This window comes from Kutzneria chonburiensis (genome assembly GCF_028622115.1).
Taxonomy (GTDB): Bacteria; Actinomycetota; Actinomycetes; order Mycobacteriales; family Pseudonocardiaceae; genus Kutzneria; species Kutzneria chonburiensis.
In genome coordinates this window covers 5732546-5756442 of record NZ_CP097263.1, presented here as the reverse complement: position 1 = coordinate 5756442, position 23897 = coordinate 5732546, and the positions used below count along the sequence as shown (strand labels likewise).

Below are 23897 nucleotides of genomic sequence, written 5' to 3'. Positions count from 1 at the left end.
GCCAGTCTCGCATCAGCCGACCGGCCCGCCGTCACGGCCGGGTCGGTCAGGCCCCGACCTCGGTGTACTCCTGGATGCGGTGCATGTCCCGGCCGGGCGGCTCGCCGAACAGGCGGCGGTACTCCCGGCTGAACTGGGACGGGCTGTCGTAGCCGACGGCGTAGCCCACCGCGGCCACCTCGGTCGGGGCAGCCATCAGCCGCAGCCGGGCCTGCTGGAGGCGGAGCTGTTTCTGGTACTGGAGCGGGCTCATCGCGGTGACCGCCCGGAAGTGCCGGTTGAGGGTCGCCACGCTGACCCCGATCTCGTCGGCCAGCTCGGCGATGCGGATGGTGCGGTCGTAGTGCCGGGCGATCCACTCGGTGGCCCGACCGACCAGCGACACCCGGCTGTCCTCCATGCCGATCCGCCGCACAGCCGCGCCACGGGGCCCGTTCATCAGCCGCCAGTGGATCTCCCGCTCGACCCCCGCGCCGAGCACCGCGAAGTCGGCCGGCCGGTCGAGCAGCCGCAGCAGCCGGACCACGGCGTCGAGCAGCTCCTCGTCGGCGTCGGCGGTGACGATGCCGCTGCTGGTGTCGTCGTCCCGGCCGCCGCCGGTCTCCAAGAGCAGCTCGGTGATCACCGACTTCTTCAGCGGCAGCCCCATCGCCACGAACGGCTCGGCCGGGCTGGCCTGGGTGATGTGCCCGGTGACCGGCAGCTCCAGCGACGCGATCAGGTACTGCCCGGCCCGGTAGTCGAAGACCTGGTCGGCCAGCGTGGTCTGCTTGCCGCCCTGGGCCACCAACGCCATCACCGGCCGGGTCACGCCGCCGGTGCCGTTGGCCGTGGACGTGGTGACGACGACGGTCATGCCGTCGATCCACACCGGCCGAGCAGGCCTCGCTTCCAGCCGGGTGATCCGCTCGGTCAGCTCGCGCAACGTCGTCCGCACACTCCTATGACAGCAAAGTTGCGCAGATCGTGCAACGCGTGGAGCTGATCGTTCTAGGAGCGAACCGGATCCGCTGGTGAACTGGAGTCAGCAACTGATCGGATCAGACAACTGGAGCGTGTGTCATGTCGCTGGACTCGTACGTCACCCTCGGACGGTCCGGCCTGCGGGTCAGCCCGTTCACCCTGGGCACGATGACCTTCGGCGAGGACTTCGGCTGGGGCAGCAGCCCCGAGGTGTCGGCCGACATCCTCGCCGCGTACCTCGACCGGGGCGGCAATTCCCTGGACACGGCCAACATCTACACGGCCGGCCACTCGGAGCGGATCATCGGCGACTACTTCGCCGCCAACCCGGCCAAGCGCGACGGCGTGGTGCTGGCCACCAAGTTCTTCGGCAACCTCCGGCCCGGCGACCCCAACGGCGGCGGCGTCGGCCGCAAGGCGATCATCCAGCAGCTGGAGAACTCGCTGCGCCGGCTGCGCACCGACTACCTCGACCTGTACTGGCTGCACAACTACGACCCGAGGATGCCGGTCGAGGAGACCATGCGCACCCTCGACGACCTGGTCACCGCGGGCAAGATCCGCTACGTCGGCCTGTCCGACCTGCCGGCCTGGCGGGTGGCCGAGCTGGCCGTCACCGCCAAGTTCCGCTCATGGGTGCCCATCACCGCCCTTCAACTCGAGTACTCCCTGCTGGAACGGACCTCCGAGGGCGAGCTCATCCCGGCCGCCCAGGAGCTGGGCATCGGCGTGCTGCCGTGGAGCCCGCTCAAGAACGGCTTCCTGTCCGGCAAGTACGCCAGTTCCCGGCCGACCACCGCGGCTCGCGGCAACCACGGCTACTTCCAGCCGCCGACCGCCGCCGAGTACGTCGTGATCGACGCGGTCAACGAGGTCGCCGCCGAACTCGGCGTGAGCGGCGCGGCCGTCGCACTGTCCTGGGCCCAGGGCCGTCCGGGCATCACCTCCACGATCATCGGCGCCCGCACGCTGGAGCAGTTCACGGCCAACGTGGCCGCGCTGGACGTCACGTTGAGCGAGGAGCAGCGCAGCCGCCTGGACAAGGTGTCCGAGCCGACGCTGGACTTCCCGCACTCGGCCCACGCGCATGCGGGAATGATCCAGTTCGCCGGCACCACCGTGGACGGCGTTTCCTACCCGGCCCACCCCGCGCTGACCGGGGAGTAGGTCACGGCACCAGGATCAACTTGCCGACGGACGTCCGCTCCTCCAGGGCTCGATGGGCCTTGGCCGCGTCGGCCAGGGGTAAGACGTCGCCGATCACCGGCTTGAGGTCGCCGGCCAGCTCGAACGCCTGGCGGGTGTAGTCGGGGAGCAGGCGGGCGTCGTAGGTGAGGCTGAGCGGGATGACCGCTGCGCCGACGGTGAAGATCTCTGTGGTGGTGAGGGCGGTGGGCTCGCCGGAGGCGTGGCCGTACAAGACCATGCGTCCCAACGGGGACAGCAGCCGGTAGGCCTCGGCCCCGACGCGGCCGCCCACCGAGTCGAGCACGACGGTGACCGGGCCGACCCCCTCGGTCCAGCCCTCGCGGCTGTAGTCGACGACCTGGTCCGCGCCCAGGCTGCGGGCCAGGTCGAGCTTGCCGGCGCTGCTGGCGGCGGCGATCACCGTGGCACCGGCTCGCTTGGCCAGCTGGACCAGCAGGGTGCCGATGCCGCCGGCGGCGGCCTCGACGAGGACGGTGTCGGCGGCGGTGACCTTGGCGACGTCGATCACGCCGACCGCGGTCGCGCCCTGGGCGAACAGGGCCAGCGCGGTGTGGTCGTCGAGGTCGTCGGGGATGGGGATGACACCGGCGGCCGGCACGACGGCCAGCTCGGCGTAGCCGCCGGACGGGATGAAGCTGACGATGCGGCGGCCGGCCAACGGGGAGTCCTCGGTCAGGACGGTGCCGGCGACCTCGATGCCGGGTGTGACCGGGAAGCCGCCCGGTGGGCGGAAACGCTCGTCGGGCTCGTGGGCCCGGAGCATGGTGTCGGCGTAGTTGACGCCGGCCGCCGACACGCGGACCAACAGCTCGCCGGCGGCCGGCACCGGGTCCGGCACCTCCTCCAGCACCAGTACCTCGGGTCCGCCGTAGCTGTGTTGACGCACTGCCTTCATGATGTCCCCCAGACGTGCGGACCGGCGGTCCGCTTGTGACGCCCACTATACGGACCGCCGGTCCGTTCGTGTCAAGGGGCAAGATGGATCCATGCGAGTCGACGCCGTGCGCAACCACCGGGTGATCGTCGACGTGGCCAGCCGCCTGCTGTGCGTCCACGGTCCCCAGGTCTCCATGGACGCCATCGCGTCCGAGGCCGGCGTCGGCAAGGGCACCCTGTTCCGGCGCTTCGGCGATCGCGACGGTCTGATCCGGGCAGTGGTCGACGAGCAGACCGAGCAGTGGTGGCCGGACGTGCAGGCCCGGGCCATGGACGAGTCCGTGCCGGCGCGGGAGCGGGCGCTGCGGCTGGTCGACGAGCTGTTCGACCTGATCGTCATCCGCCTGCGGCCGTTGATGACGGCGATGGAACGGGTGGCCTGTTTCGGCCCGCCGCCGTGGCTGGGCCGGCTGGCCGCGCTGATCTCGGAGGTCCGGCCGGACGCCGACGCCGACTTCCTGGCCAAGGTGATCATCGGCGCCATGCGCAGCGAGATGGTCGAGCCGGGCCAGGAGGACACACTCAGGGTGAACGTGCTGGCCCTTACGTCGATCGTGTTGGGGGATTGACCCCCGCTAGGCCGAACTGAGCACACTGGGCGGTCGGTTCGCTGCTCAGCGTGGAGGAGCCATGACCCTGCGCCGCGTGCTCACGGCTGCGGTAGTCGTCGTCACGTCACTGGTCACCGTGGGAGCCGGGGCCGCCGCCGCGGCCACTCCGTCCTACTCCCGATACGTCGCCCTCGGCGACTCGTACACCTCAGGCCCGTTCATCCCGTTCCTGCGCCTTGACCCGATCGGGTGCGTGCGCTCGACCAACAACTATCCGGCGCTACTCGCCGCGACGCTGCACGTCAGCAGCTACACGGACGTCAGCTGCGGCGGCGCGGACACCACCAACATGACCAACCCGCAGAGCGTGCCGCTGTTCGGCACGAACAAGCCGCAGTTCAACGCCCTGCGTGCGGACACCGACCTGGTCACGGTCGGCATCGGCGGCAACGACGACAGCGTGTTCGGCAACGTCGTCGGCACCTGTCCGGGCCTACGTGACTCGGATCCGCACGGCGCGCCGTGCAAGGCGCACTTCACGGTGAACGGCCAGGACGTGCTGCTGGCCAGCATCGCCGCCACGCAGGGCAAGGTGGCGGCCGTGGTGCAGGGCATCCACCAGCGCTCGCCGCACGCCAAGGTGCTGGTGATCGGCTACCCGCGGATCGCGCCGCCGACCGGCACGTGCCCGGACGTGCTGCCGTTCGCCGACGGCGACTACCCGTACCTGGACAGCATCGAGCGTGCCCTCAACGCCGCGCTGTCCACCGCCGCCGGCGGCGGTGGCGCAACCTATGTCGACACGTACACGCCGTCGCTCGGGCACGACGCGTGCGCCGGCAGCAACGCCTGGATCCAGGGCAAGAACTTCAACCTGTTCGCGGCGTACCCCTACCACCCGCTGAAGGCCGGCATGGTCGGCGAGGCGGCGATCATCGCCAGGACGCTCGGCGTCAGCCGCAGCGTCACGTCCGTGGCGCCGACCGCGCCGACGGCCGGTGTGAGCACCCTCACCAAGTTGGCCAACGCCCTGCTCAAGGGCTGAATCGGCCACTGGCTGCCGGCGGGGGTCCAACTAGACTCCCGCCGACAGCGAGGTGTGCGCGAGGAACCCGGTGCGAGCCCGGGACGGTCCCGCCACTGTGACCTGGCCGCAGTTCATCTACTGCGGCCCGGGAGTCAGGAACTCGGCCCCTCGTCCGACCGGACCCGGGCGTGGACACCCGAGGAAGGACCTGGCATGGCACCTCGCTTCCCGTTCTCCGCTGTGGTGGGGCACGACGACCTACGGCTGGCGCTGCTGCTCAACGCCGTGCACCCGGCCATCGGCGGCGTGCTCGTACGCGGCGAGAAGGGCACCGCCAAGTCGACCATCGTGCGCGCGCTGGCCGCGCTGCTGCCGGAGTTGGACGTGGTGCCGGACTGCCGGTTCGCGTGCGACCCGGCCAACCCCGACCCCGACTGCCCGGACGGCCCGCACGCCGACGGCGTCGACCGCCGGCCGTCACGGCTGGTGGAGCTGCCGGTGGGGGCGACCGAGGACCGCCTCGTCGGCTCGCTCGACCTGGAACGGGCGCTGACCGAGGGCGTGCGGGCGTACCAGCCGGGGCTGCTCGCGGCGGCGCACCGTGGCGTCCTGTACGTCGACGAGGTCAACCTGCTGCACGACCACCTCGTGGACCTGCTGCTCGACGCGGCGGCGATGGGCCGCGCGCACGTGGAGCGCGAGGGCGTCTCCGTGTCGCACGCGGCGTCGTTCCTGCTCGTGGGCACGATGAACCCCGAGGAGGGCGAGCTGCGTCCGCAGCTGCTGGACCGCTTCGGCCTCACGGTGCAGGTACTGGCCTCACGTGACGTCTCGACCCGTACGGAGGTCGTGCGCCGCCGTCTCGCCTACGAGGCGGACCCCGCGGGCTTTGCCGCCGATTGGGCGGAGGCTGACGCGGAGCTGGCGGTGCGCATCGTCAAGGCACGCGCGGAGCTGCCCAACGCCGTGCTGCCCGACACCGAGCTGCGTCGCATCGCGGCCGTGTGCGCGGCGTTCGAGGTGGACGGCATGCGCGCCGACCTCGTCGTCGCCCGTACGGCCATCGCGCACTGCGTGTGGCGTGGCGCGAACACCGTGACGGAGGCGGACGTCGAGGCCGCGGTTCGGCTCGCGCTGCCGCACCGCCGTCGGCGCGACCCGTTCGACGAACCGGGCGTGGACGAGCAGCAGTTGCAGGACGCCATGCAGCAGGCCGCCGCGGAGCTGGAGCCCGAAGACCCCGACGACGACCCGGACGGCGGTGAAGCTCCCCCGGATTCCGAGGGCCCTCAACAACAACCGCAGCAACAACCGCAACAGGGCGACGGCAAGGCCCCGAAGGACCAGGCCCCCGCGGCCCCGTCGCCGGCGTTCAAGGCCCGTCTGCTCCAGGTCCCCGGTGTCGGCGAGGGGCTCCGGGCCGCCGGTCCCGCGCCCGCGCCGCCGGCGGTCGCACCGTGCGCTCGTCCACTGTGGACGGCCACGGCCTGCACCTCGTCGGCACGGTCACCGCAGCCGCCCCGCACCAGAAGGCGCGGGGCCGTGACGGCGCGGGCCTGCGGCTCAAGGGCGAGGACCTGCGCCTGGCCGTGCGTGAAGGCAAGGAGGGCAACCTTGTGCTGTTCGCGGTCGACGCCTCCGGCTCCATGGCCGCACGGCAGCGCATGTCGGCGGTCAGCGGTGCCGTGCTGTCACTGCTGCGCGACGCCTATCAGCGCCGCGACAAGGTCGGCGTCGTGACGTTCCGCGGCACCGACGCCCAGGTGGCGCTGCCGCCGACGTCGTCCGTGGACGCGGCCGTGGCGCGCCTGAAGAAGCTGCGCACCGGCGGCCGCACGCCGCTGGCCGACGGCTTGCTCAAGGCGCACAAGGTGTTGACGGTCGAGAAGCTGCGCGATCCGCGGCGACGCCCGCTGCTGGTCGTCGTCACGGACGGCCGCGCGACCGCTGCGCGCCCCGGCCACGACCCCGTGCAGGACTCACTCAAGGCGGCGGCGCTGCTGGCCAACGACGGCGTCGCGGCAGTCGTGGTCGACTGCGAGCACGGGCCCGTGCGACTGGGCCTCGTGGACAAGCTGGCCACCGCGCTCGGCGGCGTGTGCCTGCGGTTGGAGCAGTTGTCGGCCGAGCAGATGGCCGGCGTGGTGCGAGCGACGAGGGCGGCCTGACATGCCACAGGGAAAGCCGGAGGTTGTCCCGGCGGACGGCCTCACCACCAAGCAGCGCCGCAACCGCCCGCTGCTGGTCGTGCACACGGGCGTGATGAAGGGCAAGTCCACCGCCGCCTTCGGGCTGGCGCTGCGTGGCTGGAACCAGGGCTGGTCGATCGGCGTGTTCCAGTTCGTGAAGTCGGCGAAGTGGAAGGTCGGCGAGGAGGCCGCGTTCAAGGCCCTCGGCGAGGTGCACGAGCGCACCGGCCAGGGCGGGCCGGTGCAGTGGCACAAGATGGGCGAGGGCTGGTCGTGGACCCGCAAGCCCGGCACCGACGAGGACCACGCCGCCGCCGCGCTGGAGGGTTGGCGTGAGATCCAGCGCCGGATCCAGGCCGAGGAGCACGGCCTGTACGTGCTCGACGAGTTCACATACCCGCTGAAGTGGGGCTGGGTCGACGTCGACGAGGTCGTGTCCACGTTGCGCGACCGCCCCGGCTTCCAGCACGTGGTGATCACCGGCCGGGACGCGCCGGCCCGGCTCACCGACGCCGCCGACCTGGTGGTGGAGATGACCAAGGTCAAGCACCCGATGGACGCCGGGCAGAAGGGCCAGCGGGGGATCGAGTGGTAGCCAGGCTGGTGATCGCCGCCCCGTCCTCGGGCAGCGGCAAGACCACCGTCGCCACCGGGCTGATGGCGGCGCTGCGCCGTCGGGGCGACCGGGTCGCGCCGTTCAAGGTCGGCCCCGACTACATCGACCCGGGCTATCACGCGCTGGCCACCGGCCGGCCGGGGCGCAATCTCGATCCGGTGCTGGTCGGCGAGGAGCGCATCGCGCCGCTGCTCCGGCACGGCGCGACCGGTGCCGACATCGCGGTGATCGAAGGTGTGATGGGCCTGTTCGACGGGCGCATCGGCACTGATGGCCAGGGTTCGACCGCCCATGTCGCAACGTTGTTGGAAGCCCCGGTCGTGCTGGTTGTCGACGGCCGGGGCCAGGGTCGCAGCCTCGCGGCACTTCTGCACGGATTTCGCAGCTATGACGCCAAGATCCGGCTGGCCGGGGTCATCCTGAACCAGGTCGGCTCGGAACGTCACGAAGAGGTTCTCAGGGACGCCTGCGACGAGGTCGGGCTCGACGTGCTGGGTGTGGTCCGCCGCGGCAGCGGCCTGGAGGTGCCGTCCCGGCACCTCGGTCTCGTCACCGCGGCGGAGCACGGATCCGTTGCCGTGCAAGCGGTCGAGGCCATGGCCGACGCCGTTTCCCACGGCGTGGACCTCGACGCCGTGAAGGCCTTGGCATCCACAGCACCAGAGCTGACCGTCGAACCGTGGCGTCCGGACGTGGAACCGGTCAACGGCCGACCGGTGGTGGCGGTGGCCGGGGGATCGGCCTTCACGTTCGGTTACGCCGAGCATGTCGAGCTGCTCAAAGCCGCCGGCGCCGAGGTCGTGACCCTGGATCCGTTGCGGGACAAGCAACTTCCCGACAACACCGCCGGGCTGGTGCTGCCCGGCGGCTTCCCTGAGCAGCACGCCGCCGAGCTCTCGGCCAACGACTCGCTCCGCCAGGAGGTCACGGAGCTGGCTCGCACCGGCGCTCCCGTGCACGCCGAATGCGGCGGTCTGCTCTATCTCGTGAACGAGCTGGACGGCCTGCCGATGTGTGGGGTCCTCGACGCCACGGCGACCATGACTTCCCGACTGACCCTCGGCTACCGCGACGCTCTAGCCCCGGTCGAGTCAACATTGCACTCGATCGGGGACCGGGTGACGGGGCACGAGTTCCACCGCACCGCCGTCACCCCGCGGCACGGTGCGCAGCCGGCCTGGCGCTGGCGCGGCGCGGCGCCCGAGGGCTTCGTGCACGGCGGCGTACACGCGTCCTACCTGCACACACATCCGGCCGGCGCCCCGCTCGCCATCCGGCGGTTCGTCGAAAGGTGCACGAAGTGAGACTGGTCGGACTCGGTGTCGGCCCCGGCGACCCGGAGCTGCTCACGCTGGCCGGGCTGCGCGAGCTCAGGGAGGCCGACCGGGTGTTCGTGCCGGTCATGTCGCCCGAGGAGGAAGGCCGCTCCGAGGCCGTGGTCCGGGCCCATCTGCCGGCCGACGCGCCGGTGGAGCGACTGGTGTTCGCGTTGAACGACGACGTGCGCGGTTCACAACAACGTCGTAACGAACTGTGGGACGCGGCCGGCGCACGAGTGGCCGATCATCTCCGTGAGCACGGCGGCAACGCGGTGTTCGCGACCATCGGCGACCCGATGGTCTACTCCACTTTCACCTATCTCGCGGCCACCGTTCGGCGGTTGCTGCCCGCGGTGGAAGTGGCTTACAGCCCCGGAATCACGGCGATGCAGGCCACCGCCAGCGCCGCCGGACTCCATCTGGTGGAAGGCACGGAGTCGCTCACGCTGGTCCCGGTGACCCGAGACCTGACCGGGCTGCGGGCCGCCTTGCGGGGTGGCGGTACCGTCGTCGCCTACAAGGGCGGCCGACGACTCGACGAGCTCCGCGCCGAGATCGAGGCCGCCGGGGCGCTGGACCGCTCGGTGTACGCCGAGCATCTCGGCACACAGAAGGCTCGGGTGCTCCCGCTGTCTGAAGTGGACGGGTCGGTTGCTGCGCCGTACTTGTCCACCGTCGTGATACTTCCGCCGCGGGGCGGGAGAGGAGAGCAACTGTGAAGTCGGGGTTGGTGTCCTTCGTCGGCGCGGGTCCGGGCGCCGCCGACCTGATCACACTGCGCGGCGCGCGCCGGCTGGCCGACGCCGACGTGGTGGTGTGGGCCCCGAGCCTGGTCGACGCGGAGTGCATTCGTGAGCACGTGCGCTCCGACGCCGAGCTGATCGACCTGTCCCGCTCCGGCGCGGACGACCTGGTCGAGCTGTTCCGCCGGGCCGCGCGGGACAAGCTCCGGGTGGTCCGCATGATCAACGGCGACCCGGTGCTCTGGGGCGCGGTCCGCGACCAGGTCGAGGCCTGCCGCCGGATCGGCGTCGAGTCCGAGATCGTGCCGGGCGTGTCCCCGGTGTCGGCGGCGGTCTCCTCGGTCGGCCGCGAGCTGACCGACGGCGACCAGTCGCTCATCCTGACCCGGGTGGACGCCACGGCGCTGCCCGACGCCACCCAGATCCGCCAGTTCGCCGGGCACGGCGCGACCATGGGCGTGTTCGTGGCGGCGGCCCGCGCCGGGCAGCTGGTCGAGGAGCTGACCGAGGGCGGCTACGCCGCCGACACGCCGGTCGTGGTGGCGTACAAGACGACCTGGCCGGACGAGCTGCTGCTGAACACCACGCTGGGCGAGCTGGAGGCGACCGTCAAGCAGCGCAAGCTGTGGCGGCACACGCTGTTCCTGGTCGGCAAGGCGATGGCCCCGGCGGCCAAGGCCCGCTACCGCCGCGCCGAGACGACCGCCGCGGCCGAGCCGGTCGAGGAGGCCGCCGACGCGGGCGAGCGCACCGCGCGCCGCAGCACGTGGTCGGCCCGCGCCGGCCGGACCAACCGGATCGCCTCGGCCCGCAGCGAGGTGCCGGCCCAGGCGTCCGGTGAGACGTCGCAGGCGGCCTGGCGGGCCGTGCACAGCTGGCAGGCCGACGCCCGTACCAAGTCGCCGACGCCCAAGCCGGCGGCCAAGCCGGACGTCGACCAGGCGGCGCTGGACATGCCGGCCGAGGAGCCGCAGAAGGTGTCGGTGTCGCCGGCCAAGATCGCGCAGGCGCCGCGGACCACGGCGCGTACGGGGACGGCCAACAAGCAGCCGGCCAAGAAGACAACGCAGGCGAAGCGGACGCGCAAGAGCGGGTGAGCTGATGACGATCACCGTGATCGGGGTGGACGGGGCCGCGCTGCCGCCCGGCGGCGAGGCCCTTGTGGACAAGGCGACCCTGGTCGTCGGCGGTCGTCGGCACCTGGACCTGCATGTCCGCAACGGCGCCACCACCATCGAGCTGGGGGCGCTGGACAAGGCGCTTGAGGCGTTGGCCGCGCACACCGCCGAGCACGGGCCGGCGGTGGTGCTGGCCTCCGGCGACCCCGGCTACTTCGGCATCCTGCGGGCGTTGCGGGACAAGGGAATCCGGCCGCAGGTGGTGCCGGCCCCGTCCAGCATCGCCCGGCTGGCGGCGCTGGTCGGCCGGCCATGGGACGACGTCACGGTGGTCAGCGCGCACGGCCGCGGCCTGCGGGCGGCGCTCAACGTCTGCCGGGCCCGGCCCGCGGTCGCGGTGCTCACCGCGCCCGGCGCGGGGCCGGCGGAACTGGGGGCCGGGCTGACCGGCTGGCGGCGCACCTTCGTCGTGGCCGAGGACATCGGCGGCGACGAGGTCGTGTCCACTGTGGACGCTGCCGACGCGCCCAAGAGGCCGTGGCGTGAGCCGAATGTCGTGCTGTGCCTGGCCGATCCGGACGGTATCGCACCGCGCGGCTGGCTGGCCGGCGGCGAGCCGCTGCCCGGCACGGCCGGCTGGGCGCTGCCCGAGGACGACTTCGCGCACCGGGACGGCATGGTCACCAAGGCCGAGGTGCGGGCGCTGGCCCTGTCCAAGCTAGCCCCGACGCCGGGCACGCTGATCTGGGACGTGGGCGCCGGATCTGGCTCTGTGGCAGTGGAATGCGCCCGGTTCGGCGCGGCCGTCGTGGCGATCGAGCGGGATCCGGTGCAGTGCGTGCGGATCATCGCCAACGTCACCACGCACGGCGTCGAGGTTCGCGTGGTGGAGGCCGAGTTCCTGGCCGCGGTGCACGGTCTGCCCCAGCCCGACGCAATCTTCGTCGGGGGTGGCGGCACCAAGGTGGTGCGGGCGGCGGCCAGCGTCGGCGCGCCCCGCATGGTGGTGTCGCTGGCCGCGGTGGACCGGATCGCGCCGGCGAGGGATGCGTTGCGGGAGAGCGGTTATCGGGTCGAGGGCGTGCAGCTGTCCGCCTCCCGGCTGGCCGATCTCCCCGACGGGTCGAGCCGCCTGTCCGCGGTCAACCCGGTGACGGTGTTGTGGGGGGTGCGGTCGTGATCGGGTTGTTCGCCATCGACGCGGAGCAGCGCAAGCTGGCCGTCGAGCTGTCGGCCAAGCTGGGCCGGGACACCATGGTCGGCGACGGCCCGGTGCACCAGGTCGTGCACCGGATGTGGACCAAGCTGGGCTCGGCCGTGCTGCTGATGCCGATCGGCGCGGCGGTGCGGACCATCGCGCCGATGCTGGTGCAGGACGAGTCCTCGCCGGCCGTGGTGTGCGTGACCGAGGGGTTCGTGGTGGTGCTGGCCGGCGGCAGTGCCGGCGGGGCCAACGCGCTGGCCGACCGGATCGCCGAAGTGCTCGGCCTGACCATGGTGGCGTCGACCGGCAGTGACAACACCGGCGACACGGTGTTGGAGCAGTTGGTCGACCAGCTTGATGCCACTGTGGACGGTGACATCGCCGAGTGCGCGGCGGCGCTGCTGGACGGGGAGCCGATCCGGCTGCTCAACCCGATGGGCTTCGCGCTGCCGCCGATGCCGGACAACGTGGGCCACTCCAACGGCGCGCGTTGGACGATCGTGATCGACGACCGGCTGGCCACTCAGATTTCGGACGGCAGTGAGTTGCTGCGTATCGTGCCCCGCACGCTGGTGGTCGGCGTCGGCGCGTCCAAGGGCGTGTCCGGTGACGAGGTCAGCTCCGTGCTGTCCATGCTGGAGTGGGACTTCGGGCTGGACCTGCGGGCCGTGCGGGCGTTCGCGAGCATCGATCTCAAGGCGCGCGAGGCCGGTGTGCTCCAGGCGTTGGAGGACTGGAACTTCTGGCACGGCCAGGGCAGTGTCGGCGAGGATCCGCCGACCCTGCTGACCTATCCGGCCGAGACGCTGTCCACTGTGGACGTTCCCAACCCGAGTGCCGTGGTGCAGCGGGAAACCGGCACGCCCAGTGTGGCCGAGGCGGCCGCGCTGTACGCGGCGGCGGAGATGGCGCAGGGCCGTCCGGTCGAGCTGGTGGTGCCCAAGGCCAAGGGCGAGAACGTGACGGTGGCGGCGGTGCGCATCAAGCCTTAGTGGGTCGCACGGCCGGGTGAACCGTCGGCCAGCCTGTGTCTCAACGCGGTCGCCGGCGAGTAGAACCGAGGGTGTGCGTCCCTGGACCCGGTACTGGCTGACCTCTGCTGTCGCCGTACCCGCAGCGCTGGCCCTAATCGGCATCGCGGTGCAGGGCAACGACATCGAGCGAAAGATCACCGCCGAGTCGAACAGCGCCCTGGCCGGCTCGGGTGACGTGGTGGTGAGCGGCCGGGACGTGACGCTGGTCGGCGTGCCGTTCGAGCGCATCCCGGACGCCAAGAAGGCGGTGCAGGCGCTGCCCGGCGTGCGGTCCGTGGCCGCGCGCGACCCGGCGCTGGGTCCGCTGACCATCTCGGTGGACGACAAGCAGGTCGTGATCACCGGGACCACGCAGCAGGACGCGTGGCGCAAGCAGTTCCTGCACGTGATCGGCGAATACGCGCACGGCCGCGCGCTGGTCGACCACACCTCGACCAGTCCCGGCACCGACTTCGCGATGACCACGACCGCGGCCGCCGCCCTGGTTTCCGTGCTGACGCTGGAACCCGGCTCGAATGTGACGGTGTCGGTGACGGACGGCCGGGTCGTGCTCGACGGCGTGCTGCCCGACGCCGCGCACAAGGCCAACACGAACGCGCTGCTGACCCGGCTGTTCGGCCAGGGCGTCGTCGTGGACAAGACCAGGAGTTCCTGATGATGTGGTTGTTCGGCCAGGTTTTCGTGTGGTGCCTGGTGTCCTTCGTGGCCGGTTCGGCCGTCACCGCAGCTGCGTTCCTGATGCAGCGCCGATTCGCGGCGCCGCCGGTGGTCGTCGAGAAGTCGACCGGGGACCGCAAGGTGGTCGAGATGGAGGCGGCGGAATGAGGACGCTGCTCGTCGCCGCGCTGATGCTGGCCACGGCCGGCGTGGCCACCGCCGACACCGGCCTGCACGACTGCGGGACGCGTCTCGACCAGACCTCGGCCGTCGGCTGGTGCCACGGCACCGGGCGGTTTTCCATGGACGTGCTGTGTTCGGACGGCTCAACGGAACACAGCGGCACGGTGTACATCGTCGACGGCTACGGCCTGGTCGGCGCCTCCTGCTTCAACCGGCCCGTGAGCGCGCGGATCGTCATGAAATCCTGAGCCGTGTGACCGACCAGCTGACCGTCCTGCGCTCCCGGGTGGACACCGGGCACCTGCCGCCGCTCACCCGCGCCGTCGCCGAGCGGGTGATACTCACCACTGCCGACCCGACCTGGCTCGGCGATCTCGTGCTGGACGAGGCCGCGCTGGCCGCCGGGCGGGATGCGCTGGGCGCGGGCGCCCCACTGGTCGTGGACGTCCGGATGCTGGCCGCCGCCGTCGCGCCGCGCGAGACCGTGATCGGGCTGGACATGCCCGGCGTGGCCGAGCTGGCCAAGGCCGAGGGCACGACCCGGTCCGCGGCCGGGATTCGGTTGGCGGCCAAGGCTTTTCCCGACGGTGCCGTGTGGGCGGTCGGCAATGCGCCGACGGCGTTGCAGGAGATCCTGCGGCTTTCGGCCGCAGGCGTGTTGCGGCCGGCGTTGGTGATCGGCATCCCGGTCGGCTTCGTCGGCTCGGTCGACGCCAAGGCGGCGCTGCGCCGCTCCGGGCTGCCGTCGGCCAGCTCGGCCACCGAGCGTGGCGGCGCGGCGATCGCCGGTTCCGTGGTCAACGCCCTGGTCGACGCATGGCAGGCTGACGCCCATGTCCGTTGAGCAGCACTACCTGGTCGGGCTCGACCTCAGCGGCCGCCGCGTGGTCGTCGTCGGCGGCGGGACCGTGGCGCAGCGCCGGCTGCCCCGCCTGGTCGCGTCCGGGGCGGCGGTCGAGGTGATCGCGCCGCACATCACCCCGGCCGTGCAGGGCATGGCCGACGCCGGCGAGCTGACCTGGCACCAGCGGCCGTACGCCGACGGCGACCTCGACGGCGCCTGGTACGTCGTCACCTGCACGCAGGTCACCGAGGTCAACGAGGCCGTCGCGGCCGAGGCCGAGCGGCGGCGCATCTTCTGCGTGCGGTCCGACGCCGGCACCCAGGGCACCGCCGTCACGCCGGCCGTCGGCGAGCACGACGGGCTGTTGCTCGGCGTGCTGTCCGGTGGCCAGCCCCGGCGTTCCGCGGCCGTACGGGACGGCGTGCTCACCGCCCTGCGCACCGGCTCGGTGGTCGACCACCCTGAGAAGCCCAGTGAGGGCGGCGTGGCGCTGGTCGGCGGCGGACCCGGCGACCCCGAGTTGATCACCGTTCGCGGGCGGCGGCTGTTGTCGCTGGCCGATGTCGTCGTGGTCGACCGGCTCGGGCCGATGCAGCTGCTGGACGAGCTGCCGCCGCACGTGCGGGTGGTGGACGCGGCCAAGATCCCGTACGGGCGGGCGGCCAGCCAGGAAGTGATCAACTCGACGTTGATCGAGGAGGCCAAGGCCGGCAAGTTCGTGGTCCGGCTCAAGGGCGGCGACCCGTACCTGTTCGGGCGGGGCTTCGAGGAGCTGCTGGCCTGCGCCGAGGCCGGCGTGCCGGTGACCATCGTCCCCGGCGTGACCAGCGCCTTCGGCGTGCCGGCCGTGGCCAACGTGCCCGTCACCCATCGCGGCGTGGCCCACGAGGTCGTGGTCGTCTCCGGGCACGTTGCCCCCGATGACCCCCGATCCCTGGTCGACTGGACGGCGCTGGCCCGGCTGCGCGGCACCCTGGTGCTGTTGATGGGCGTGGAACGCATTCGTGCCTTCGCGGACGCCCTGCTCGAAGGCCGGCCGGCCGACACGCCAGTGGCGGTCATCCAGGAGGGCACCACGCGCTCTCAGCGGGTCGTGCGCACGACGTTGTCCGAGGTCGCCGACCAGGTAGTGGCCGAGGAGATCCGCCCGCCGGCGATCATCGTCTTCGGCCCCGTAGCCGCCCTGGGCGACCACCTAACCTGACACCAAACCCCGCGAGTCCCGCCCACCGTCACACCCAATGCGTGAAACGGATTCACGCAGTTCGGTGTGACGCTAAGCGGGACTCGCGGGGGTTAGTGTCAGTGGTTGAAGCTGCGACGGCGCTCGCCGCCGTAGCTGCGACCCTCGCCGCGCGGGCCGCCGTGGCCGTGCTCGCCGCGGCTGCCACGCTCGCCGCCGTGACGACGCTCGCCCCAGCTGCGGCCGCCGCGCTCGGCGGAGGACCGCTCGCCGCGGTCGCCCCAGCTACGGCGCTGTCCGCCGCCGGCGCCGCCCGGACGCGCGGTGCGCGCCTTGGGGATGAACTCCGGCACCGGCTCGCCGCTGGGCACGCGGGCGCCGGTGATGCGCACCAGCTCCTCGTCGCCGGGGCGGACGTTGGTGCTGGTCGGCTTGACGCCGGCCCGCGAGGTCAGGCCGTGCACCGCGCGCCGCTGGTCGTGCGTGACCAGGGTGACGACGGTGCCGGACTGCCCGGCGCGGGCGGTGCGGCCGGCCCGGTGCAGGTAGTCCTTCGGGTCGGCCGGCGGGTCCACGTGCACGACCAGGCTGACGTCGTCGACGTGGATGCCGCGGGCGGCGACGTCGGTGGCCACCAGCACCGGGGTGGTGCCGTCCCGGAACTCGTTGAGCACCCGGGTGCGGGCGTTCTGGGCCTTGCCGCCGTGCAGCGCGCCGGCGTGCACGCCGATGGAGCGCAGCTTCTTGGTCAGCCGGTCCACGTGGTGCTTGGTCCGGACGAACATGATGGTCCGGCCCTCGCGGGCGGCCACCTCGTTGATCACGTCCGGCTTGTCGTCGTTGGACACCATCAGCAGGTGGTGCTCCATGGTGGTGACGCTGCCGGTGGGCGGCGACACCGAGTGCACGACCGGGTTGTTCAGGTACTCGCGGACCAGCTTGTCCACGTCCCGGTCGAGGGTGGCCGAGAACAGCAGCTTCTGGCCGCCGGGGGCGACCAGGTCCAGGATGGCGCGGACCTGCGGCATGAAGCCCATGTCGGCCATCTGGTCGGCCTCGTCCAGCGCGGTGAACTCCACGTCGGACAGCACGCAGGTGCCCTGCCGGACGTGGTCGGACAGCCGGCCCGGGGTGGCGATCAGCAGGTCGACGCCGCGGCGCAGCTGGTCGGCCTGGCGGGTGAACGAGGTGCCGCCGACGACGGTCCGGCACCACAGGCCGAGCGAGCGCGCGTACGGCGTGAGGGCGTCGCTGACCTGCATGGCCAGCTCACGGGTGGGCACGAGCACGATGGCCCGCGGGTGCAGCGGCTTGGCGTGGCCGCCGTTGAGCCGGCTCAGCAGCGCGAGGCCGAAGGCCAGCGTCTTGCCGGAGCCGGTCTGGCCACGGCCGAGCACGTCCCGGCCGGCCATGGTGTCGGGCAGCGTGGCGGCCTGGATCGGGAACGGCTCGCTGATGCCGGCCGCGGTCAGCGCGTCCAGCAGGGGCTTGGCCAGGCCGAGCTCCTCGAACGAGGGCAGCGGGCCCTCCGGCAGCGTCGAGGGGATGTCCTCGGCGATGATCGGCTGGTAGGACTCGACGGGCTTGCTGCGGCGGCGGTTGGGCCGGCCACGGTAGCCGCCGTTGTTGCCGTTGCCACGCGAAGAGGAAGAAGAGCCGTTGACGCGCGGAGAGCTCTCGTAACGGCGGTCGGACGATGGTGCGGGCACAAAAACCTTCCGGAACGTTGGCACGTCACGGGGAGGCGCCGCGGAAACGTCGCGGTGATTCACAAGGACGGGCCCGGCGCATCGAAGTACTGCGCCGATGGTGGGTGGGGCGCACCGCGGATCACGGTGGGCGTGGCTACGCGCCACAGCGGTGCTGGACAAGTGTATCTGATCATCGGGGCCGCCTGCTCCCGCCGGCCAGTGAGCTGGCTAACCAGGTGTTGGCGGCCACCATCGACCACCAACACCCGATCGGCTCAGGTCATTCCCGCCTCGGCCAGAAGTTCTTCGGTCAGGCCGTCGGCGTCGGCCAGCTCGACCGGCAGCCCCTTGCCCGCGAACCAGGACGTGATGTTGCGCACGTCCCGGGCCAGGAACTCCGGCCCACGCGGGTTGGCCACCACGTCGACCACCTGGGGCAGGTCGATCAGCACCAGCCGGTCGTCGTGCACCAGCAGGTTGTACGCGGACAGGTCGCCGTGGGCCAGGCCCTTCGACGCCATCGCCCGCAGCGCCTCGACCAGCTGATACCAGAGCTCCCGCAGCTGCGCGCCGACCGGCCGCAGCTGGGCCAGCCGGGGCGCGGCCGCCCCGTCGGCGTCGCCGAGGAACTCCAGCAGCAGCTCCGTGCCGGTGCGCTGCACCGGGTACGGCACCGGCACGCCGGCCGTCCAAAGTTGACTGAGTGCGGAGAACTCGGCGACCGCCCACTGCTCGGCGATCAGGTTGCGGCCGAAGGTGGTGCGCGTGGCGATGGCCCGCATCTCGCGGGACTTGCGCATCCGACGGCCTTCGAGATAGCCGGCGTCCCGGTGGAACATCCGGTGCTCGTTGCTGCGGTACCGCTTGGCCGCCAGCAGCGTGGTCCGCCCGCTGCCGGGCAGTGACCGGCGCAGCAGGAAGACGTCGGCCTCCTTGCCGGTCTTCACCGGCCCCAGCTCATGGTCGACCGCGGCGGCCTCGGTGATCAGCCACTCCGGCCGGGGCTCCGGGCCCAGGTCGCCGTCGCCCCAGGTGGACCAGCGGTCGGCCCCGTCGGGCAGCGGATCCGTCTCCATCGCGTCGGCGCGCGCCTGGGCGAGCAGCCCCTGGCCTCCTCGGTCAGGCGGCCGCCGCGGGTGGGACGGGGTTCGTCGTCGTCGAATCGACGCTTGCGTCGTTTCGCGGGCAGGTCGAAATCGAAGTCGTGCTCGCGCACTGGTGAGGTCTCCTCGAGAAAAGAACTGGGAAGACGCCCCACCGAGCAGGTTCTCGCCGTGCGGAACCTCGTGGTTCTCGCTACGCGGACCTCAGCGGGACGCCGGGACGGGTGCAGGCCACGCCCCTGACGGCAGTCGTTGCCATGAGGCACCTCCTCCGGGTCGATCCACGCTCATTCGGGTCGGCGCGGATCATGCCGCCGACTCACCGGTGTCCGCAACCGATTTACGGCTTGCGCCCGACCGCCGCGTAGACGGCCGAGTCCTCCGGGTGCTCGCCGACGTCCTCCGGCGACTCCGGATGCCACTGGGCCGTGAAGACCACGCCCGGGTCGACCAGCTCGAATCCGTCGAACAGCGCGGTGAACGCGGCCCTGGTCCGCGGCGTCACCGGGTTCTGGCTGGCGCGCATCAGGTCGACCAGCTGCCGGACCTGGTCGCCCATGGAGTCCTCGGTCACGTGCGAGACCGCGAGAAAACTGCCGCTGGGCAGGGCCGCGCGGTAGCGGGCGGCCAGCGCCTGCGGGTCGGCCACCTCGGGGATGAAGTGGTAGACGGCGACCGAGAGCAGCCCGATCGGGCGGCTGAAGTCCAGCATCTTCCTGGTCTTCTCGTGCCCCAGAATGCTGTCCGGGTCACGCAGGTCGGCCTCGAAGGCGACGGCGTTGGGGTTGTCCTCCAGCAGCAGCTCGCTGTGCGCGACCGCGACCGGCTCGTTGTCCACGTAGACCACGCGGGCGTCCGGGTTGGTCCGCTGCGCGATCTCGTGCACGTTGCCGGCAGTCGGGATGCCCGAGCCGATGTCCAGGAACTGGTCGATGCCCTGCTCGCACAGGTAGCGCACGGCCCGGCGCAGGAAGGCCCGGTTGAGCCGGGTGAACTCGTACACGCCGGGCGCGGCCTCGGCGAGCTTGCGGCCCAGTATCCGGTCCACCTCGAAGTTGTAGCTGCCACCGAGGAAGAAGTCGTAGAGCCGGGCGGCGCTGGCCTTGTCCACGTCGACGCCCTTGGGCGCCCAGTCGGGCAGGTTCACTGACTCACCAATCGGGGTCGACATTGCCGGCGATGATCATCGGTTCCACTTCGAACGGCAGCGACGGCGGTCCGAAGTGGTCGCCCTGCCCGAACTCCACGCCCAGCTCACGCAGCGCCGCGGCATGCCGCTCGTCCTGCACACCGACCGCGTACACGGGCAGTTCGGCCAGCTGCGCCGCCGACACCACGCCGCCGATGGCCCGCTCGGCCGACGGCTCCGGCTTGTCGTCCACGCCCAGCGTGGCCACGAACTGCGGGGCCAGCTTCACGCCGTGCACCGGCAGGTCGGCGAAGCCGTGCGGGCAGCCGGTGGCCGTCATGCCGCTGACCAGCACCCGGAAACCCAGTTCCTGCAACACTTCCAGCACCTCGGCCGGATCGCCGTCCTGGTCGCGCAGCACGCTGTTGTCCACTTCGAGCGCGAGCTGCTCGTAGCGTGCACCGGTTTCCTCGACCACAGTGCGAAGCAGTTTCACGATGTCCTGGTCGCAGACCATCCGGTTGGGCAGGTTCACCGACAGCGGCGGCGTCCGGTCGCCGTGCTCGTCGTGCCACTGCCGGGCCTGTTCACAGGCCTGCCGCAGGGTCCAGCTGCCCAGCGGCAGCATGTGGCCGGTGCGCTCGGCCAGGTGCAGGAAGTCCTTGGCCGCCAACACTCCGTGCTCCGGATGGTCCCAGGACACGACCGTGGAGAAGCCGGCGAGGCCGCGGTCGCCGACCCGGGCGATCGGCTCGAACTCCACGGTGAACTGGTCGCCGCGCAGGGCCGACGGCAGCTGCGCGGCCAGCACGAAGTCGCGGCGCTGGCGGCTGCCCCGGTCCTCCTCGAACAGCGCCCACTGGGCCCGGCCGTCCTGTTTGGCCCAGTGCATGGCCAGCTCGGCGTCGGCCAGCAGCTGCGCCGGATCCGAGCCCGCGGCCGCCCGCTCCACGATGCCGACGCTGGCCGTCACCGCGTATTCACGGCCCTCGGCCACCACCGGCTCGGCGATGCGGGCCATCGCCCGCTCCACCGTCGCCACCATGTCCCGGGTGGTCGAGCGCACCGCGAGCAGCGCGAACCGGTCGCCGTCGACCCGGCCCAGCAGTCCGTTGTCGTCACCGACCACCGTGCGCAGCCGGTCCGCGGTCGTCTTGAGGATCTTGTCACCGACCTGGTCGGACACGCCCGCGTTGATCACCGACATGCCGTCGAGGCCGAAGCAGGCCAGCCCGATCCGGTCGCCAGGGCCGAGTCCGCCGACCGCCGTCTCCACCTTGGACACGAACAGCGCCCGGTTGTGCAGGTTGGTCAGCGGGTCGTGGGCCACCTGGTGGGTCCAGCGGTCCTGGAGCAGGTGCAGGTCGGAGATGTCCTCGATCATCACCACCGGGTAGTCCGGCAGGCCGTTCTCGTCCTTGATCAGGGTGACCGCGATGTGCACCCAGATCGGCTCGTTGTCGCTGCGCAGCATCTGCTGCTCGGAGCGCAGCGAGGTGAACTGGCCGTTGATCAGCTTGCGGTAGGCGGTGGAGACCTCCTCGGCGTCCTTGCGCGGCATCAGGTCGTAGGGCGTGCGTTGGCGCAGCTCGTCGGCGCTGTAGCCGAGCATCTCCTGCATGGCCAGGTTGGAGCTGACGATGTGGCCCTGGATGTCGCCGATGGCGATGCCGACCACCGACTCGGTGAACACCGTGCGGAACCGGCGCTCGCTGGCCCGCAGGGCCTTCTCCGCCGCGTCGCGGGCCCGGAACACCGCCTTCTTCAACGTTTCCTGCTGCTGGAAGATGTGGTCGCGCAGCGCGTCCACGTAGCCGCCGGCGACCGCGCCCAGCAGATCCACCAGCCGGTCGTCGTCGGCCTCCGCCCGCAGTTGCCGGCCGAGGACCCGGATCGTGGCGTCCAGCGCCTTCGGGCCGACCAGCTGGGTGGCGACCAGGCCGCGGCCGACCTCGATGGCCTGCGTGTGGTCGAAGGTGCCGGCCCGCAGCGACGCCGTCAGCAGCTCGGCGAAGCCTTTCAGGATGACCTGGAGCTCGCCCCTGGACAGCGGGACGTTGCTGGTCGGGAGCACCGCGCCGGCCCACAGCCGCGCGAAGTCGGCGAGGCCGGGGTACATCGCCCCGCCCTGCTCCTCGTCGCCCGTCATGCCGCCTCTCCAGCCGTGATCAGACGACTGTATCGCCGACTAGTCCGTCACCACGAGGTCAACCGAGCGCTCGCCGGTCTGCCGCACCGTCAGCCCGGCCGCCGTGGCCGTGCGGACCAGGCCGGACAGGTTCGCGGCCTCTTTCGGGGCGGTGGCCAGCAATCGGGCCAGCCTGCCCTTGTAGGCCTTGTTGAAGTGGCTGACCGTCTTGCCGTTGGGCATCACGACCTTGACCGTGACCGCGTGCGGGATCTTCGCCAGCGCCGCGTAGGCGCCGGAGCGCATGTCCACCACAAGCTCGTCGACGTCTTTCAGCACCGGCTCCAGCTCCGGCCGCCAGTGCGCGCTGAGCGTGCCGATGCCCGGCAGCGAGCTGCCGCCGGACAGCCGGTAGGCCGGGATCGGGTCGCCCGCGCGGACCACGCCGAACAGCGCCGATGCGACGGCCAGCCGCTTGTCGGCCCGCGACTTCTCCGCCTTGGACAGGGTTTTCGCGTCGAGCGCGTCGTACAGGACGCCCGTGTAGCGGGACAGCGCCGGCGCGGTCGGGGAGGTCAGCAGGGCCGCGTTGCGGTGCACCTCGTGGTGTTGGCGCTCGGACAGTTCCAGCGCCCGCAGGCTCGCCGGCACGTCCGCGGCCAGCGTCACCAGCGCGTCGGCCAGCTTGCGGCGCAGCGGCGTCAGCTCGGGGAAGGACAGCGAGTCCAGGTCGAGCGGGCCGCCGGCGCCGCCGTCGGACTTCGTCTCGGACGGGGGTAGCAGCACCAGCACCGTCCGAGATTACCGCGATCGTCCCGGCCGGTCGTGCCAGCGGTTTCCCGGCGGGTCTTGTGAGGCCGACGTGATCGCGCTTACACTCGTTTCGCCTCCGCCGATAAACCACTTTCCCGTGGTTCCGCTCGCCCTGACGAAATTCCGAGCGGATACGGGTGAAGGAGGCTGTGCGTGTCTCGAAGGATTCGCATGCTCGGCGGTATTCTGGCCGCCGCATCCCTGCTCGTGTTCGCCCCGAACGCCTATGCCCAGGTCGAAAGCGGCACCTGGAAAACGTGGAGCCCCGGCTACAACGTCCAGCAGGTCGGCTGTGGCTCGGTCAGCGGCTCCACGTTCAAGCTGACCTGCTCGTCCAGCAGTGGCGAGCAGCGGGCCGAGCGCCGCTACGACACCTACAGCGGCGGCACCCACCAGTTCGAGGGCTATTTCAAAATTAACAGCATGGGCGGCAGTCGGATCAGCCTGAAGCAGACGTTCGCCGGTGGGCCGTTCTTCCTGCTCGCCGTCGAGTCCGGTGGTCGGATGTACAGCGTCGAGGGTGGCGCCACCATTTCCGGCGGGGCGACCGTCGGCACCACCGTTCGTGTGAATACCGTCAACCAGGTGGGGTCGTCGCACCGGACCTACATCAACGGGTCGCTGAAGAACACCATGTCCAGTCCGAGCGGCAGCTACTACGACAAGCTCGGGGCGTACCGCACCGCCAGCGGCCAGGGGCCGATCTCGGTGACGTGGAGCAACATCAAGTTCTGGACCAAGTGAGCCGGTGACCGCCCGGCCCGTTCCCTGGCTCAGCGGGTCGGGCGGTCCCTCCCTGCGAATCGCCGAGGCCACCCCTGTGAAACGTGCTCTCGTGTTGTGCTGCGCCGCCTTCTCGGCCGCGCTGACCGCCTGCTCCACCGCCGCTCCGCCGGTCTCCTTGGCCGCCACCATGACTTCCCCCGTGGACATCCGCCTCAACTGGACCGGCACCGATCCCTCGGCCGCCGGCCGCATCATCGAGTTCGCCACCGCCGCGGACGGTCCGTGGACCACCCTCCAGTTCATGCCCGTGCGGCAGGACTCCTACGTCCATCCCGACCTCATGCCGCAGACCTCTTTCTACTACCGCCTGCGGCCTTACTACGGTCCCGCTTCCACGGCCGTCACCGTCACCGTGCCCGGTGGGTCCGCCGGCAACGACAGCAAGGACTGGCCTTCCCCGCCACCCTGCCCGGCGGGCCGGCGGCCACCCACCCCGTCCGCACCGGCGCCGCCGCCCCCACCGACCTGAAG

Annotated in this window: 22 protein-coding genes, 2 pseudogenes and 1 riboswitch; of the genes and pseudogenes, 17 read left to right on the top strand and 7 right to left on the bottom strand. The window is 71.6% G+C overall.

The window, feature by feature from the left end:
* Window positions 1-46: 46 nt before the first annotated feature.
* On the bottom strand, window positions 47-937 hold the full coding sequence (locus M3Q35_RS25950) for an AraC family transcriptional regulator (protein ID WP_273935117.1): 891 nt from the start codon (window positions 935-937) through the stop codon (window positions 47-49).
* Window positions 938-1062: 125 nt separating this feature from the next.
* Between M3Q35_RS25950 and M3Q35_RS25945 the strand changes: the two genes are divergently transcribed.
* The gene (locus M3Q35_RS25945) at window positions 1063-2130 is read left to right on the top strand and encodes an aldo/keto reductase (protein WP_273935116.1); all 1068 of its coding nucleotides are present in this window, start codon (window positions 1063-1065) and stop codon (window positions 2128-2130) included.
* Between the two features lies 1 nt (window position 2131).
* Here M3Q35_RS25945 and M3Q35_RS25940 read toward each other — a convergent pair whose 3' ends face one another.
* Window positions 2132-3067, bottom strand: coding sequence for a quinone oxidoreductase family protein (locus tag M3Q35_RS25940; RefSeq protein ID WP_273935115.1), 936 nt, complete (start codon window positions 3065-3067; stop codon window positions 2132-2134).
* A gap of 91 nt (window positions 3068-3158) precedes the next feature.
* Here M3Q35_RS25940 and M3Q35_RS25935 point away from each other — a divergent pair, with 91 nt between their 5' ends.
* The 14 genes and pseudogenes from M3Q35_RS25935 to cobA all read left to right on the top strand — a co-directional run bounded on the left by M3Q35_RS25935 (window position 3159) and on the right by cobA (window position 15797).
* Window positions 3159-3677: a TetR/AcrR family transcriptional regulator gene (locus tag M3Q35_RS25935; protein ID WP_273935114.1), complete on the top strand. Its 519-nt coding sequence runs from the start codon at window positions 3159-3161 to the stop codon at window positions 3675-3677.
* Window positions 3678-3738: 61 nt separating this feature from the next.
* Window positions 3739-4704 carry an SGNH/GDSL hydrolase family protein gene (locus M3Q35_RS25930; RefSeq protein ID WP_273935113.1) on the top strand — a complete coding sequence of 322 codons (966 nt, stop codon included), beginning with the start codon at window positions 3739-3741 and terminating at the stop codon, window positions 4702-4704.
* 60 nt (window positions 4705-4764) lie between these two features.
* A riboswitch (cobalamin riboswitch) is annotated at window positions 4765-4848 on the top strand.
* A gap of 51 nt (window positions 4849-4899) precedes the next feature.
* Window positions 4900-6854 (top strand): annotated as a pseudogene (locus M3Q35_RS25925) (putative cobaltochelatase).
* A 1-nt stretch (window position 6855) separates the two neighbouring features.
* On the top strand, window positions 6856-7470 hold the full coding sequence (gene cobO / locus M3Q35_RS25920; protein WP_273935111.1) for a cob(I)yrinic acid a,c-diamide adenosyltransferase: 615 nt from the start codon (window positions 6856-6858) through the stop codon (window positions 7468-7470).
* Window positions 7464-8795 (top strand): cobyrinic acid a,c-diamide synthase CobB, encoded by a 1332-nt coding sequence (locus tag M3Q35_RS25915; protein WP_273935110.1) that lies wholly within the window; start codon window positions 7464-7466, stop codon window positions 8793-8795. The genes cobO and M3Q35_RS25915 overlap by 7 nt, the downstream gene beginning before the upstream one ends.
* Window positions 8792-9529 (top strand): precorrin-2 C(20)-methyltransferase, encoded by a 738-nt coding sequence (cobI, locus tag M3Q35_RS25910; protein ID WP_273935109.1) that lies wholly within the window; start codon window positions 8792-8794, stop codon window positions 9527-9529. Before M3Q35_RS25915 ends, cobI begins: the two co-directional genes overlap by 4 nt.
* Window positions 9526-10650 carry an SAM-dependent methyltransferase gene (locus M3Q35_RS25905; protein ID WP_273935108.1) on the top strand — a complete coding sequence of 375 codons (1125 nt, stop codon included), beginning with the start codon at window positions 9526-9528 and terminating at the stop codon, window positions 10648-10650. The genes cobI and M3Q35_RS25905 overlap by 4 nt, the downstream gene beginning before the upstream one ends.
* A gap of 4 nt (window positions 10651-10654) precedes the next feature.
* Window positions 10655-11851 carry a precorrin-6y C5,15-methyltransferase (decarboxylating) subunit CbiE gene (gene cbiE, locus M3Q35_RS25900; RefSeq protein WP_273935107.1) on the top strand — a complete coding sequence of 399 codons (1197 nt, stop codon included), beginning with the start codon at window positions 10655-10657 and terminating at the stop codon, window positions 11849-11851.
* Entirely contained in the window at window positions 11848-12867 is a 1020-nt protein-coding gene (locus M3Q35_RS25895) for a cobalamin biosynthesis protein (protein WP_273935106.1), read from the top strand. The genes cbiE and M3Q35_RS25895 overlap by 4 nt, the downstream gene beginning before the upstream one ends.
* 73 nt (window positions 12868-12940) lie before the next feature.
* Entirely contained in the window at window positions 12941-13564 is a 624-nt protein-coding gene (locus M3Q35_RS25890; RefSeq protein WP_273935104.1) for a BON domain-containing protein, read from the top strand.
* Entirely contained in the window at window positions 13564-13734 is a 171-nt protein-coding gene (locus M3Q35_RS25885) for a hypothetical protein (RefSeq protein ID WP_273935103.1), read from the top strand. Before M3Q35_RS25890 ends, M3Q35_RS25885 begins: the two co-directional genes overlap by 1 nt.
* Window positions 13731-13997: a hypothetical protein gene (locus tag M3Q35_RS25880; RefSeq protein WP_273935102.1), complete on the top strand. Its 267-nt coding sequence runs from the start codon at window positions 13731-13733 to the stop codon at window positions 13995-13997. The genes M3Q35_RS25885 and M3Q35_RS25880 overlap by 4 nt, the downstream gene beginning before the upstream one ends.
* Window positions 13998-14002: 5 nt before the next feature.
* The gene (locus M3Q35_RS25875; RefSeq protein ID WP_273935101.1) at window positions 14003-14593 is read left to right on the top strand and encodes a precorrin-8X methylmutase; all 591 of its coding nucleotides are present in this window, start codon (window positions 14003-14005) and stop codon (window positions 14591-14593) included.
* Window positions 14583-15797, top strand: a complete 1215-nt coding sequence (gene cobA / locus M3Q35_RS25870) for a uroporphyrinogen-III C-methyltransferase (RefSeq protein ID WP_273935100.1) — start codon at window positions 14583-14585, stop codon at window positions 15795-15797. Before M3Q35_RS25875 ends, cobA begins: the two co-directional genes overlap by 11 nt.
* Window positions 15798-15895: 98 nt before the next feature.
* Here the strand turns inward: cobA and M3Q35_RS25865 are convergent, their stop codons facing one another.
* The 5 genes and pseudogenes from M3Q35_RS25865 to yaaA form a co-directional block, all read right to left on the bottom strand.
* On the bottom strand, window positions 15896-17485 hold the full coding sequence (locus M3Q35_RS25865; RefSeq protein ID WP_379794270.1) for a DEAD/DEAH box helicase: 1590 nt from the start codon (window positions 17483-17485) through the stop codon (window positions 15896-15898).
* 257 nt (window positions 17486-17742) lie between these two features.
* Window positions 17743-18683: pseudogene (locus M3Q35_RS25860) on the bottom strand (serine protein kinase RIO).
* 227 nt (window positions 18684-18910) lie between these two features.
* On the bottom strand, window positions 18911-19717 hold the full coding sequence (locus tag M3Q35_RS25855; RefSeq protein ID WP_273935099.1) for an SAM-dependent methyltransferase: 807 nt from the start codon (window positions 19715-19717) through the stop codon (window positions 18911-18913).
* 4 nt (window positions 19718-19721) lie between these two features.
* Window positions 19722-21848, bottom strand: coding sequence for a putative bifunctional diguanylate cyclase/phosphodiesterase (locus tag M3Q35_RS25850; protein ID WP_273935098.1), 2127 nt, complete (start codon window positions 21846-21848; stop codon window positions 19722-19724).
* A gap of 39 nt (window positions 21849-21887) precedes the next feature.
* On the bottom strand, window positions 21888-22619 hold the full coding sequence (gene yaaA, locus M3Q35_RS25845) for a peroxide stress protein YaaA (protein ID WP_273935097.1): 732 nt from the start codon (window positions 22617-22619) through the stop codon (window positions 21888-21890).
* Between the two features lie 192 nt (window positions 22620-22811).
* On the opposite strand from yaaA, the gene M3Q35_RS25840 reads away from it, so the two are divergent.
* Entirely contained in the window at window positions 22812-23384 is a 573-nt protein-coding gene (locus tag M3Q35_RS25840; protein WP_273944467.1) for a hypothetical protein, read from the top strand.
* A gap of 76 nt (window positions 23385-23460) precedes the next feature.
* Entirely contained in the window at window positions 23461-23895 is a 435-nt protein-coding gene (locus M3Q35_RS25835; RefSeq protein WP_273935096.1) for a fibronectin type III domain-containing protein, read from the top strand.
* The last annotated feature ends 2 nt before the right edge of the window (window positions 23896-23897 follow it).

What these genes read in the sequence shown, in the direction of transcription:
- M3Q35_RS25935 (WP_273935114.1), top strand. Translation starts at nt 3,159, where the DNA reads ATGCGAGTCGACGCCGTGCGCAACCACCGGGTGATCGTCGACGTGGCC.
- M3Q35_RS25930 (WP_273935113.1), top strand. Translation starts at nt 3,739, where the DNA reads ATGACCCTGCGCCGCGTGCTCACGGCTGCGGTAGTCGTCGTCACGTCA.
- M3Q35_RS25880 (WP_273935102.1), top strand. Translation starts at nt 13,731, where the DNA reads ATGAGGACGCTGCTCGTCGCCGCGCTGATGCTGGCCACGGCCGGCGTG.
- M3Q35_RS25885 (WP_273935103.1), top strand. Translation starts at nt 13,564, where the DNA reads ATGATGTGGTTGTTCGGCCAGGTTTTCGTGTGGTGCCTGGTGTCCTTC.
- M3Q35_RS25850 (WP_273935098.1), bottom strand. Translation starts at nt 21,848, where the DNA reads ATGACGGGCGACGAGGAGCAGGGCGGGGCGATGTACCCCGGCCTCGCC.
- cobA (WP_273935100.1), top strand. Translation starts at nt 14,583, where the DNA reads ATGTCCGTTGAGCAGCACTACCTGGTCGGGCTCGACCTCAGCGGCCGC.
- M3Q35_RS25945 (WP_273935116.1), top strand. Translation starts at nt 1,063, where the DNA reads ATGTCGCTGGACTCGTACGTCACCCTCGGACGGTCCGGCCTGCGGGTC.
- M3Q35_RS25840 (WP_273944467.1), top strand. Translation starts at nt 22,812, where the DNA reads ATGCTCGGCGGTATTCTGGCCGCCGCATCCCTGCTCGTGTTCGCCCCG.
- cbiE (WP_273935107.1), top strand. Translation starts at nt 10,655, where the DNA reads ATGACGATCACCGTGATCGGGGTGGACGGGGCCGCGCTGCCGCCCGGC.
- M3Q35_RS25940 (WP_273935115.1), bottom strand. Translation starts at nt 3,067, where the DNA reads ATGAAGGCAGTGCGTCAACACAGCTACGGCGGACCCGAGGTACTGGTG.
- cobO (WP_273935111.1), top strand. Translation starts at nt 6,856, where the DNA reads ATGCCACAGGGAAAGCCGGAGGTTGTCCCGGCGGACGGCCTCACCACC.